This is a genomic window from Sporolactobacillus shoreicorticis, assembly GCF_024125445.1.
GTDB classification, from domain to species: Bacteria; Bacillota; Bacilli; order Bacillales; family Sporolactobacillaceae; genus Sporolactobacillus; species Sporolactobacillus shoreicorticis.
In genome coordinates this window covers 189,652-202,414 of record NZ_JAMXWM010000005.1, presented here as the reverse complement: position 1 = coordinate 202,414, position 12,763 = coordinate 189,652, and the positions used below count along the sequence as shown (strand labels likewise).

The window sequence follows — 12,763 nt, the reverse complement described above, 5'->3', positions numbered from 1 at the left end:
AATACTTTAGAAAGAGGCGCATGCAGATGTCGTTTGCGAAAACACCCGCCCCACCTTATTACGCAGTCATTTTCACCTCGAAGCGAACTGAGATTGAGGAAAAAGAATATGGCATTACCGCCGATCAAATGGTCACTCTCGCAAGTAAGCAGCAGGGCTTCCTTAGCGTGGAAAGTGCGCGTGACGAACAGGGTATCGGTATCACTGTCTCCTATTGGTCTTCACTCGATGCAATCAAGCAATGGAAAAGGAACGCCGAACACCAAATGGCTCAGAAAAAAGGCAAAGGTGACTGGTACGAATCATTCATCACACGAATTAGCAAGGTTGAGAAAGACTATTCATTTACCCGCTGATTAAAAACGCGCGCAGATTATACAAGGAGATGTTTTATTGATGTCTGAATGGAACACCCATTATCTGGATTTAAGTGAAGAAACACGTCAAGAATTATTGCTCTATCTTGGAAAACATGAGGATACCTATGAACGACGCTGGACACGGATGAGCGACAAAAAGCGCAGTTTTTCTTGGCATTGGCCGGCATTTTTCGTCTTTACTTACTGGGCCGCTCACCGAAAAATGTACATGATCGCTTACGGGTATTTAGTGATCTCGACGATTCTCGAACTGATTTTCAAAGATTTACCTAATAGTTTCGCTTGGAGCTTCAGTCTCGTAGTTGCTATTATCTGCGCGCTGTACAGCAACCATCTATGCTTCCTGTATTCCCTTAAAGAAATCCGAACATTAAAAGCGCAGATCCCTGACCGCGACGAACGTATCCATCATTTGAGAACTTGTCCCGGCTACAGCTGGCCGGCATTTTGGCTTTTCTTTGTGATTGATTTCGGTGTAACTATTATCCTGAACTTCATATAATTATTGATCAATCGATTTACTCGTGGTTTTTTCGCAACGAGCCTTTGGCGATCTGCGAACACAAGCAAATTGCTAACGATTCGTGCCAGCATTTACGTTGACTGCGTAGGCAACCGCTGCCCGCATGTTCATTGCTTTTTCTCGTCATACAAAACGAAGGGATCTCATTGTCCCTAACACTAGGCGTTCGTAAATTTTATTTTCTCATTTTTCCCAGTTTCTCCCTATCAGCATCGCAAGCTCACGCAGACGGTCATACTGCCATTTGCGCTCTTTTTCGACCGCTTCCGTTTCACCGCCCGAAGCATAAAATGCGCTTTTTGTCGCATAGGTCGATGCATGAATCGCGTGGTCAACGCTTCGCGCAATCGATGCAGCTTGGCCCGCCGCCTGCGCGGAAGCAATGGCGGCTTCTTCGGTTGCTTCGCGCGCCGCTGCATCTGCCGCAATTTCGGCTTTTCGCACTTTATCAGCCCTGATCCTTCCTCTTGCCCATAACCTAGTTGCCGCAATCGCTTGCCACGGCCGATCATCTTGGGGACGTTCCCGTTCAAAATATCGAATAACATGATCAGAACAGACAGCCGCCCACAAGGCAGCTATCTGTTGATTCACCAATTTAAGTTTTTCCTCGATCTCTTTCTTAATGGATTCGAAATCCACGAAGTTCATTGACACATCATTTCATCCTCTTCATAAAGGTCACGGTCTGTTTCAGTTTTTTAAGTATTGTTACCCATTTTTCCCTTACTAGTATATGCAACCGCATCCAGCTGCAGCAACGCAGGCAAGTGCAGATCAGGCAGCTCAATAGAGACCGATCCATTTCATTTTTTCAATCAGCTTATTGCGGCTGTCTGTGCAAGTCCTCGTCCGGAGCCGTTCTAAACCAATTTGTAAAATGAACGACAAAATCACTGCTTTTTGGTGCGCACAGGAACGGACCAGCATATATTTTTTTATCCGTATCAAAGGGGCAGACTCGCACCGTTCGCCACTCTTCCTCGCCTGCTCTCGCTCGCAGAATTAATGCATGATTGAAAAATGAGGCACGCACGGTGACTACCCCCTTATTTTTCCAGTCAGGGACCGGGGCTAAAGACCAGTCTGAATTCTTGTTGGTGACTACCGCACCTAAATGAGGGACACCATCGTTCATCTCAATGCCGCTTTTGACCCATTGATGATCATTCAGCCAAATCATCACTCCGGCCTGATCATAGAGATTATTGAACGTATTGAGAGAAAACGACACTTCAATGGCTTCCGACGGATACCATTCTTTTAACAAAGCATGTCCGTCTTGATGCCGGAAATTGTAAAATGTATGCGCCCAATAATCGCTTCCCTGTCTGGCTTTTACAGTTAATATACCTCGTTCAATCGTGACATGTTCCGGCTCATTGCTCCACGAACCCTCTCGCCAGTTCACTGACGTTCTTTTCATTGATCTGAACACTCCTCTGTGAAAAAATCAGGCAAAAAGCGCCCGATTCTTTTTTATTTAGAGATAATCTTTCTGTACTCCCGGCCATGTACCTATCCGGATACATTTCTCTGAAAACTTTAAGAAGAATCGCTTCACGCTCATGGCAAGTTATACAGATGAACGGTACGTTTTTCTTATTCCCATTCCGAATAATCTTCTTTATTTAACTGATTTTTTATGTCCATCGCTCGTATCATTTTATTAAATAATTAGCGAAAGCCAGCTAGAAGTTCTTTATTGATATGGACTCCGATCCTTTATATAAACTTCCGAAAACCTAAGCAAAATCCTTTGTCCGGCTGATCTTGGTATTTTAGCTGTCCTATTTGATTCAATAATGTCCAATACTGCCCATTTTCCGTGCTTTACGTGAGGCAACACTGAACAGTCGATACCAAGAGTACATGACCAGACAAAATATTTATTCCGATGAATCAACCATCTGCGCCAGTGCGTTGACTGTCTTGCCTTGTGTTTTCTTTCTTAATGAATTCGTATTGAAAACATCAAACAGTATACTGACAAAATCACTACACTTTTTCATAGTCTGCAAATAAACGAAAACGATTGTGCGGCTGCAAAAAATTAAGCGCCATTATTTGAATAATCCTTGAGTAACCGACAGATCATTTAGCCGTTGATTCTTCCTTTCAATTATTCGTCAAAAAGGATAAACTCGCGATACTTTCGCGCAATCACGTCGAGGATCACCTCTAAACCAATAAGTGAATGAATCGATTGATAATGCTCTTTACTCGGCAGTGGGGTGGCTTCGTAGAAAAATGAGTAATCGGCATTTTCACTCAAAAAATTGCTGCCGAATCGAGTAATCGTTGCCATCGGTATATTCCTCATTTTGAGTATGCGAACCGTATCCTTGATCCCCGGTGTTTCGCCACTGAATGAAGTAAATAGAATCAAATCCTCTTTCGTCAAGATCGAGCTGCTCATTGCCAAATTGGTCTCTCCGGAAATAACCATGTTTGCCCGTTTTGCCAGCATCAAATCCTTAGAAAATTCCTTCGTAAAGTTATTCTGGGAAAAACCGGTAGCGTACAAAAAAACCATCCGCGCGTCTTTTAATTTCTGCAAAAATGGTTGGAAATTCGTTTGTTCCACATAGCGAAACATCCAATCCAAATCCTGTTTTAACAGCTGTGTTAAGTCGGAGGGCTCTTGATTAGAAATCGTCATGGATTCTCGAATGACGTACTTTAAATCTGAAAATCCATGGTAGCCCAGCTTTTTAGCCAAACGAAGCACCGAGCTTTTAGAACTAAGCATCGCCTTGCCTAATTCAACAATATTCATATTAATCACGTCTTGTGGCCGATTCATCATAAATTTAACCATTTCTTTTTCAGAATCGGTCAGTTGATCATAATGCATCTTTACGCTTAACTCGAATTCCATACTGTTCCGCCTTGTGAAATCACTATTTTCAAATAAAGCAAAGAGATGACTTTTAATCACATAAATGACTCATTTGATTTTTTCATGCTTCAGCTTGCTGAAATGAATGCAGTTCTGTTCTTGTTCCCTCTCAGTATAACCCCAAAAAAAGACCGGTAAGAAAAGATTTCCCACCGGTTATGGATGCAGTTCATCCATCAATAAGGTAAATAACCGCTTCATACGGGCGAAGCGTTAAGTCGTCCAGTTTTTTCTTTGTATCATGATAGTTTGACAGCAGCAATTTTCCTGAAGATCTACTCAATTCTTCGGGCAACCTATAGTTCACTTTATGTTCCGAAAAAGAACAAATCACAACTAATTTTTGTTTTCCGAGCATGCGCATATAACCATAGACATCGGAATCCGTGGGATTAATGAGTGCATAGGTCCCGTCAACCACCACCGGCAGTTCCTTACGCAGACGAATCAGTTGCTTATAGTGATAGTAGACGGAGTCCTTATCTTCCAGACAGCTTTCCACATTGATCGTTCCATTATCCGGACTGAAATCGATCCACGGTGTTCCGGTCGTAAATCCGGATTTCTCACTCCCGTTCCAAGGCATCGGTGTCCGCGCGTTATCCCGAGACTTTAAAAAAATTGATTTTTTTATATAGGAATCCGGAAGCCCTTTCGCTTCAAAGTCATTCTTTACACCAATGGTTTCAATGTCCTTATAGTGATCAAGGGAATCAAAGCGAACATTGCGCATGCCTAGTTCCTCTCCTTGAAAAATATAGGGGGTGCCCTTCATCATATGAAGAAGTGTACCCAGCATTTTCGCCGATTCCGCGCGATACTTTGTGTCATTGCCAAAACGGGTGACTGCGCGCGGCTGGTCATGGTTGCTCCAATAAAGCGAGTTCCATCCGCGGCCCTCCAGCTTACTCTGCCATTCTGTCATCACGTCTCGCAAATCACTCAGCTTAAAACGAACATCGGAAAATTTTCCATACGGTCCATAATCCAAGTGCATGTGATCAAAATGAAAGACCATGTTTAATTCTTCGCGATCCGGGTGCGTATATAAAATGGCCTGATCACTATTTGTATTCGCCGTTTCACCTACGGTCATGATGTTGTATTTGCTTAACACTTCCTGATACATTTCATGGAGAAATTCATGAACACGCGGTCCATTGGATGCGCCAATATAATAAGATTTGCTATAAACCGCGTCATCCGGTGCATCCGGCCAATCCTGGCGTTTGCTGATCAGGCTAATGACATCCATCCGAAAACCGTCAATGCCCAGTTCAAACCAAAATTTCATCATATCATAAATGGTTTTACGAACCTTCGGATTCTCCCAGTTTAAATCAGGTTGCTCTTTTGCAAACAAATGAAGATAATATTGGCCGCGGCTTTCCACATAGGTCCAAGCGGGGCCGCCAAAGGTGGAGCCCCAATTCGTTGGCGCGCTTCCATCTTCTTTCGGATCTTTCCAAATGTAAAAATCAGAATACTCGTTATCTCGCGACTCAGATGATTTTTTAAACCATTCATGCCGGTCACTCGTGTGATTCACGACTAAATCCATAATAATCTTAATACCCAGTTGATGTGCTTCGTTCAAAAGTCGTTTGAAATCGTCCATCGTTCCATATTCAGGATTAATTTTAAAGTAGTCTGAAATGTCGTATCCGTTATCGACCAACGGCGACTGATAGATCGGATTCAGCCAAATGACATCAATCCCCAAGTCAGCTAAATAAGAGAGTTTTTCACTAATTCCGTTTAAATCGCCGATTCCGCTTCCCGTTGTGTCTTTAAAACTTTGCGGATAGATTTGATAAACGACGCTTTTCTTCCACCAGTCTTTTTCCATTGCTTCCTCCTTACTCATCATCTTCAGACATGTTGGTTGCAAGGTCATTCACATAAGTGAGTTGCTCTTTAGCTTCATTGAGTGCCGCGCGGATCTGATCCGCAGTTAAATAGGCGGAATCAGGATTCAAAACCAGAGCCATAATAATCGGTAAATTCATCCCCGTAATTACATGGACATGTGGACGAGTGATATATCTTGAAAAAGCTTGATTAACCGATCCGCCGAGTAGATCAGTAAAAATGATAACCTCGTCTTCCTCTTTTACCTCTTTGAACAGTTCGTCAATTTCTTCCTGAATTGGTGTGTTTTTCAGATAGGCAGACAGCGCGTAAACATTGCCTTGCCCGCCGGTTATATAATTGAGGGTATCCTTGACTCCCTCTGCCATTTTATGATGACTGGCAATGATAAATTTTCGCATGTGCGTACGTTTTCCTTTCTCTAACAGAATGAAACAAATGGCCTCACTCATCGTTTTTAAACACCTAAAATACCAAAGAACGAGCAAACAAGCGCTAACCCGATAACCATGAAAATAATTTGCGTTACGCTGAATTTCTTTGAAGCAAGCAGTTTATAGACGACAAAGGTCAGCACCGCCGGAAGTAATGCCGGCATAATTTTGTCCAGAATTTCTGTTTGAATCGGCAAGGACACCTTACCGGTTTTAAACGCAATTGGAATCGTCATTTTCACAACGGAAGGAATCAACGCGCCGATGACCGTCAGACCCATGATTGACGCCGCTTCTGTGAATACGTTTAGCTTGTCTCCTAGAGCTGTGATTAACTTCAATCCGGATGTGTGACCCAAATCGAATAATTCCACACGGAAAAAGAAGAAAAACACATTTAAGAGCAGCCAGATAATGGCACCAGTCGGGTTTCCTTGCAGCCCCATATACCCGGCAATCGATCCCATAATCGTCGGATAAAGCACCCAAACCAGTGTGTCACCGATGCCTGCCAGCGGTCCCATCATCCCCGTTTTAAATGCCTGGACGGCATCCTTTGACTTAATACCGTCCTTTTCTTCCATCGCCACCGATGCGCCTAAAAGTAAATTGGCCATCCATGTTGTCGTATTGAAATAGTTAAAATGATTATTTAATGAAGCTTTATAGTCTTCATCTTTTTTATGGATTTTTCGTAATACCTTGCTTAACCCATACACGACTGCAGGCGCCTGCTGATTTTCATAGTTAAAGGTGTTGCAGGCCATAAACATGTAGCGGATGGCTGCTTTTCGAACGTCTTTTTTCGTTACCGCATCGCTTGTCTTCTCACTCATCAAAGTCATCCCCTTCATCCAGTGCATCCGTACTTGCGGCCCCGGCTGTCGCCGCTGCCGGTGTCTTTTTCATATTTTGCGTAAAGTAGTAATAAGCAAAAGCGAAGCCCAGAATTGCAATGCCCAAGATTGGTAATTTAAGATACGCAGAAACCACAAAGCCGATTAAGAGCATGGTCAAATATTTTTTAACAGGCATGAACTGAAGTAATAGGGCAATACCAACGACCGGCAGCATCGATCCGGCAATGGATAAACCGTCGGTAAACCATTTCGGCACGACATCGAGAATCAGCCGAACGAGCTTATCGCCAAATAACACACAAAGTGCGGTCGGCAGCGCGGTCGTTAAGCCAAAGATTAGCGGCCCAAGCCAAAAAATACGCTCCATTTTCTTAAATTTTCCTAAATTTAACGCTTTTTGAGCCGCATGCGAAACATATGAATTCAACAATTTCCCTAAAACATCTAATTGAATGCCCAGCATGCCGACAGGTACGCCCACTGCTAAAGCAACAGCCTTTGCATGTTCCACATCGTGAGTCGTACGAATCGCCACATAAATGCCTACAAGCGTTGCAAGGCCATAGTTTGGTACGGATGAGCCGCCGATATTGGCTACCCCTAAAGCCATCAATTGGAAGGTTCCGGCAATAATCATTGCCGTGGTCATATCTCCCATAATAATGCCGGCAATCATCCCAATAATGGCCGGAAACCACGTTGTAATGACAAACCCTTGCTGGTCAAGAACCATCCAGAAGGCAAGCGCGATGATGAGTATTCCCTGAATAATTTCCATCTTTTCTCCTCTTCCCGGTCTTATTTCAATTCTCATAAAACGCATTCATAACGAATGAATCATTTAATATAGGTTTCTAATGGTTCCTCTGCTTCTCCAGGTACAAAATGGAACGTAACCGGAATTCCTTTTTTCTGTAGGACTTTTAAATCAGAAACTTCCTTTTCATTTACAGAAACCATTTTCTTCAGCGTTTTTTTGCCTTCACCATCAAAGATGATGCCTACGTTAACTTTTGGTATGTGAACGCCTCCATCGGCGAGTTTCAATAATGTTTCCGGTTCACGAACAATTAATAAAACATTGTGGCTGTCGTATTTCCCGCTCTTGAAGTTGGTGATAGCCGTAGGCGTGTCAATGATCGACATCCCCGTTCCTGCGGGCTTACTCATACGCATCGCTGCTTTTTGCGTCTCATCTTTGCTCACTTCATCATCAACGACCATCAGCCGTTTCGCTTTTGTGTGCGCCGCCCACTGTGTAACGACAATGCCGTGAATCAGACGCTGATCAATTCGTGCCAATACTAATCCCATTTTCAAGTCCCCTTTTTGAATGCGTTTTCTTTTGATACATAGAGATTATCATCATGTGAAAGCGCAAACAATAGATTCCAAAGGTATCGGGAAACGTATAGGGACAACGAGAAAAGCGTCAATCGAATGGGAAATTTCCCGAATCTTGGTTAAAGGTTGCTTTGCGAGTATAAATCCAGAATCAAAAAAAGCTCGGTAGTCAAAGTCCGATTATCGATCGAATTTCAACCATCGAGCAAGTGGCTTAAAAGGTAGCCAATTTAGGTGACATTATAGGGCATTTGATCTAAACATGTCTCTTTGGGTATCGGTTGGTGGTTCACAGTGTCGGCCTTCATTAATCGCCAGACATGATCTTTTCCAGTGGCTTTCTCAAGCCCCATGCAGTGGCCTTTTGTCCAAAAAATAAATCGTTACTTATGCCTTAAACAAACATTTATATGAAATTCATGTTTCCTTTTTTCTTTGCATAAACCTTAAATAGGTAGAAGTAGAGGGCCATGCTGATTATTGAAAAAAGCAGCAACATGCTGAAAACACCTATTGGAGGTACCCATGCCGATATAAAAACGGCGAGCGGCGCGAGAAAACGGCCAATTGTAAATTGCAGATTGGATGCGCCCATATATTGCGCACGCGCATCGGTTGGTGCGTAATGACTGACGAAGCTCTCTGTCACGGGTGAGCGTACGATCTCACCGAGTGTGAACACAACCGGAATCACAAACAACAGATACCAAAGGTTTGAATTCAACCCCACAGCGAACGTTCCAACGCCGGAAAGAAGACATGAAAGCAGCATGATGTCGCTCGCTCCAATTTTTTAACCGACGGCTGATCGGCAGAATGAGCAAAACAAACATGAGACCATTCAGTCCGAGCAGCCAGCCGAATACCTCTGAGCTTGATAGCATGAAACGCCAGTCATCCCAACTGATGAGCGGCTGCGCAGGAACGTAATTGATGACATAAACCGCTAAGTACAGGTCGAGCTGCATGATGGTGAAAATCGCAAACACTACTGCAAGAATATAGAGACCGAACACCTTGTCCGAAGCAATCAGTTTCATGCTGCCCCAAAGCGACCGGAACACCAGTTCAATAAGTTTCACGTTCCTCTTTTCACTTTTTTTCGGAGGCTTCGTTTCGTGAATCATAAAAAACATGGCCAGCAGATAGATAAAAATGATTAAGGCGCATGTCCATAAAAGCGCGCTTTGGTATTTGAAAAACAAAACTGCGCCAAGCGCCAGCGCGGCAAACATTACGGTTTGAACAGCCGCGCCAAGCAGCATAATCGGACGCCGGCCGACTCGATCCGCGAGTCCTCCGCTTCACCGAGTAAGCGAATTTGTAAATTATGATCCCATTTCTCGCATTTGCGTCCAAGCAAATGCATGTCATATCGGCCGGGTAAATTAAGAATAGAAGAATTCGTGGAGAAAATAGAGACTTATATTTTATGATAATTTATACTATTAGTATAAAAATTGAGGTATAGCCTCGTTAATTCAGATGTCACGCAATCCGAACATATATTCGATTATTTGTAAAATGGCTCACTCCATTATGGATATGAGTCATTTTTTGTTAAAAAAACAAAACCGTTCCTGTGTTTTCTCAGTCTAATAGATACAGAGCAAACAGAAAATTGGTGAACTTAATGTTTTCACACCCTTTAAGTGCCGCAAAAAAACGCGAAGAGCAATTTACAAAACTGCTGACCTCTTGTCATAGCGAACTCTACCGTACAGCCTGGCGCTATCTGAAAAATGAACAAGACGCGCTGGACGCATTGCAGGAAGTGGTTTGCCGCACCTACACACATTTTCACAAGATCAAAAAAACGAACTACGCGCGCACATGGATGATTCGTATCATGATCAATTATTGTTTGGATGAACTGCGGCGGCGAAAGCGTTTCATTCCCGTTGATTCCATTCCCGATCAAACCGGCGATGTTCGTGATCCGGCAGCTAGTCTTGATTTCGAAATATTGGTCCATCAGCTGTCAGTCAATGATCAAATCATTATCATTCTAAAATATAATCATCAATACACGTTGTCGGAAATCGCCGAAGGTCTTGATCTTCCGCTTGGGACAGTCAAAACAAGATTGAACCATGGGTTGACCCAGTTGCGGAGATATCTGGCCGGAGAGGAGAAACGTAATGCGCATATTAGAAAATGAATTGGAAAAAATGACAGAGCAGTTCAACCAGACATCGGATTCACCCAAGTCATTGGATGCCGCCCTCTCTGGCATCAGCAAAGCAAAACGAAGAATCAAAAAAAGGCGACGAATCATGCAAATCGTGAGCGCAGCAGCTGCGATTCTTCTACTCTTTTTATCGTTGGTTAAAATATCGCCCGCGTTCGCCAGCTATGTCTCCCATGTACCCGGCATGAAAGCGATCGTTAAGCTTCTGAACGGTGATCACGGACTCGAAGACGCGGTTGATCATCATGGCTTGCAAAAGCTCAATTTATCGCAAACAAAGAACGGAACAACAGTCACCATCAATAGCATGATTGCCGATTCACATCAAGTGATCTTTTTCTACACAATCAAGCAATCGGAGAAAAAAATTCAGCCCGAGTTGAAAAACTTCGATATTAAGAACAAATACAAACGTTCCGTCATGGGAGCAACTGAGTTTAACTATGGACTGATTGGAAAAACGAAGAAGCAACTAACGATCAGGCAATCAACTTTTCATGACCGGATCTCAATGTCGTTGAATGAAAAGAAATTAACCGATCCGCTCTATCTGTCGCTTACGTTTAAAATGGGAACTTGGATATTCAAAATTCCTTACAATATAACAAAGTATGAGAAGATGAAAATCAGCTATCCCTTAAATCGAACTGTTTCGCTGGAAGATCAAAAGCTGACGATCCAATCGGTCACCGTCTATCCGACACGAATTGCCGTCCATATTACCTACGATCCGAAAAACACCAAGCAAATCACACACTTAGATGATTTGCAGCTCAGTGACAAACAAGGGCGTGGTTGGACTCCGCCACAAGGATTCACCGCTACCGGCTCAAATGAAAATGATCAAACTTTTTACCTGCAAAGCAATTATTATGCGCATCCGCGCTCATTGTACCTAAGTCTGACCCGAGCGCGCGTCATCGATAAACGTGATCGTTATCTCACAGTCGATTTACAAAAGAAGAAATTGATTGGAAATCCCGTCGCTGATCGTATGACGCTCAAGTCCATTCGTACCGACAGTGAGCATAAATCGGATCTCATCTTAAAATTTGCTGTACACATACCGAAAATCGACCATCGTTCAGGATACGGAATTTTCGACTCAACGTTTACCGATCAAAGTGGCAAGCATTATCAAACGCGCTCAGAAGGATCGGCTGCCCTAAATTCAAGCATTCACGAGGAAATGCTGAGCATCCCGAATCGTCATTATAAAGAACCAATCAAATTGAAGATCATCGACTATCCCGAGCGCGTTCACGGCAATGTTCGGATGAAAATTAAATAAAAATCAGATCATACAAAATGCCCATTCTAAGGTGGGCGTTTTCATCTTTATTGGTACTCGAGCGGGTTCTTCATTTGCTGTTTCTCAGCTTTTTCCAAGCTTGACGTACTTCCCCAATTTTACGAGTTTTGTAACGCAGTCTCTGAAAGATTATGTTTGCTAAGAAATTGGTCGAGTATTTCATTAAATCGATCGGCATATTCCCAAAATAACAGATGATTGCCAAACGAATGCACTTCACTATTGGGGAGCTCTTTTTGTATATAAGGCTTGGCGGTATCTGCACGCGCCGATGAAGTAACTATTAACGAGGGCACTGCTTCATCAACCGTTTTTGCCGCTGCTTTTTTGTCTGTTAGCCAGCCATCGACATAAAGAGCATCGGCAATTTGATGCGGGAGACGCAGGCTCGGCGCTGTAAATCGACTTTTTTCCTCATCAGTAATCGCGTGGTCGAATAATAGATTTTCAGCAAATGAATCAATAAACTGACGATAATGTTCTGCAGAATCCAGAGAATGATTATGGACAGCGATGAGGTCTTCAAGTGTTCCGGCTACCCACTCATCAGAATCCGAGCTAAGAGTCCGCGGAGATACATCAATGGTAACAGCGGCTGAAATATTTTGAACGCCAAATTGCTCTACATAGGACCACAGCGTCAGACCGCCAAATGACCAACCGATCAATACGGCATCCTTTAGTTCAAGGTGATTGATTAGTTTTCCGAGATCCGCTCCTTGCACATCGTACGTATTTCTGTTTACACTGATCGTTGATTTCCCATGATTTCGCGGATCTACTGCAATCACGCGATAATGAGTGGAGAAGTAAGCAATCTGCTTTTCAAATACATCAATGCTGAATGTCCAACCCGGAATAAACACAAGCGGTCTTCCGCTCCCCACGTCACGATAGTGCAACTCAATACCTGGTTCTACTTCAAAATAACGTTCTGCCAAATTC

Annotated in this window: 14 protein-coding genes and 1 pseudogene; 4 read left to right on the top strand and 11 right to left on the bottom strand. The window is 43.2% G+C overall.

The annotated features are described in order from the left end of the window. Positions 1–26 precede the first annotated feature (26 nt). Both NIE88_RS06535 and NIE88_RS06530 read left to right on the top strand, forming a co-directional pair. The gene (locus NIE88_RS06535; protein ID WP_253060519.1) at positions 27–356 is read left to right on the top strand and encodes an antibiotic biosynthesis monooxygenase family protein; all 330 of its coding nucleotides are present in this window, start codon (positions 27–29) and stop codon (positions 354–356) included. A 40-nt stretch (positions 357–396) separates the two neighbouring features. After that, positions 397–882 (top strand): DUF2628 domain-containing protein, encoded by a 486-nt coding sequence (locus NIE88_RS06530; RefSeq protein ID WP_253060518.1) that lies wholly within the window; start codon positions 397–399, stop codon positions 880–882. A gap of 204 nt (positions 883–1,086) precedes the next feature. Here NIE88_RS06530 and NIE88_RS06525 read toward each other — a convergent pair whose 3' ends face one another. From NIE88_RS06525 to NIE88_RS06480, 10 genes and pseudogenes are all read right to left on the bottom strand, one after another. Next, entirely contained in the window at positions 1,087–1,554 is a 468-nt protein-coding gene (locus NIE88_RS06525) for a putative immunity protein (RefSeq protein WP_253060544.1), read from the bottom strand. A 172-nt stretch (positions 1,555–1,726) separates the two neighbouring features. After that, complete coding sequence (locus tag NIE88_RS06520) at positions 1,727–2,329, bottom strand: DUF1349 domain-containing protein (RefSeq protein ID WP_253060517.1); 603 nt, start codon at positions 2,327–2,329, stop codon at positions 1,727–1,729. Positions 2,330–3,025: 696 nt separating this feature from the next. Further along, complete coding sequence (locus NIE88_RS06515) at positions 3,026–3,784, bottom strand: MurR/RpiR family transcriptional regulator (RefSeq protein WP_253060516.1); 759 nt, start codon at positions 3,782–3,784, stop codon at positions 3,026–3,028. Positions 3,785–3,974: 190 nt separating this feature from the next. Next, complete coding sequence (locus NIE88_RS06510; RefSeq protein WP_253060515.1) at positions 3,975–5,654, bottom strand: glycoside hydrolase family 13 protein; 1,680 nt, start codon at positions 5,652–5,654, stop codon at positions 3,975–3,977. A gap of 10 nt (positions 5,655–5,664) precedes the next feature. Next, entirely contained in the window at positions 5,665–6,129 is a 465-nt protein-coding gene (locus NIE88_RS06505) for a PTS sugar transporter subunit IIA (protein ID WP_253060514.1), read from the bottom strand. A 5-nt stretch (positions 6,130–6,134) separates the two neighbouring features. Further along, positions 6,135–6,947 carry a PTS system mannose/fructose/sorbose family transporter subunit IID gene (locus tag NIE88_RS06500; protein WP_253060513.1) on the bottom strand — a complete coding sequence of 271 codons (813 nt, stop codon included), beginning with the start codon at positions 6,945–6,947 and terminating at the stop codon, positions 6,135–6,137. Continuing rightward, positions 6,940–7,749 carry a PTS mannose/fructose/sorbose/N-acetylgalactosamine transporter subunit IIC gene (locus NIE88_RS06495; RefSeq protein WP_253060512.1) on the bottom strand — a complete coding sequence of 270 codons (810 nt, stop codon included), beginning with the start codon at positions 7,747–7,749 and terminating at the stop codon, positions 6,940–6,942. Before NIE88_RS06495 ends, NIE88_RS06500 begins: the two co-directional genes overlap by 8 nt. 59 nt (positions 7,750–7,808) lie before the next feature. Continuing rightward, a complete protein-coding gene (locus NIE88_RS06490; RefSeq protein WP_253060511.1) occupies positions 7,809–8,285 on the bottom strand; it encodes a PTS sugar transporter subunit IIB in 477 nt (158 codons plus the stop codon). A 436-nt stretch (positions 8,286–8,721) separates the two neighbouring features. Continuing rightward, positions 8,722–9,087 (bottom strand): MFS transporter, encoded by a 366-nt coding sequence (locus tag NIE88_RS22755; protein ID WP_373689408.1) that lies wholly within the window; start codon positions 9,085–9,087, stop codon positions 8,722–8,724. Further along, positions 8,981–9,616, bottom strand: a pseudogene (locus tag NIE88_RS06480) (MFS transporter); the annotation flags it as partial. The pseudogene NIE88_RS06480 and the gene NIE88_RS22755, both read right to left, overlap by 107 nt. Positions 9,617–9,948: 332 nt before the next feature. On the opposite strand from NIE88_RS06480, the gene NIE88_RS06475 reads away from it, so the two are divergent. Together NIE88_RS06475 and NIE88_RS06470 are read left to right on the top strand one after the other, a co-directional pair. Then, entirely contained in the window at positions 9,949–10,476 is a 528-nt protein-coding gene (locus tag NIE88_RS06475) for a sigma-70 family RNA polymerase sigma factor (RefSeq protein WP_253060508.1), read from the top strand. Continuing rightward, a complete protein-coding gene (locus NIE88_RS06470; RefSeq protein WP_253060507.1) occupies positions 10,457–11,797 on the top strand; it encodes a DUF4179 domain-containing protein in 1,341 nt (446 codons plus the stop codon). The genes NIE88_RS06475 and NIE88_RS06470 overlap by 20 nt, the downstream gene beginning before the upstream one ends. A gap of 119 nt (positions 11,798–11,916) precedes the next feature. Here the strand turns inward: NIE88_RS06470 and NIE88_RS06465 are convergent, their stop codons facing one another. Next, positions 11,917–12,759 (bottom strand): alpha/beta fold hydrolase, encoded by an 843-nt coding sequence (locus NIE88_RS06465; RefSeq protein WP_253060506.1) that lies wholly within the window; start codon positions 12,757–12,759, stop codon positions 11,917–11,919. Positions 12,760–12,763: the final 4 nt, after the last annotated feature.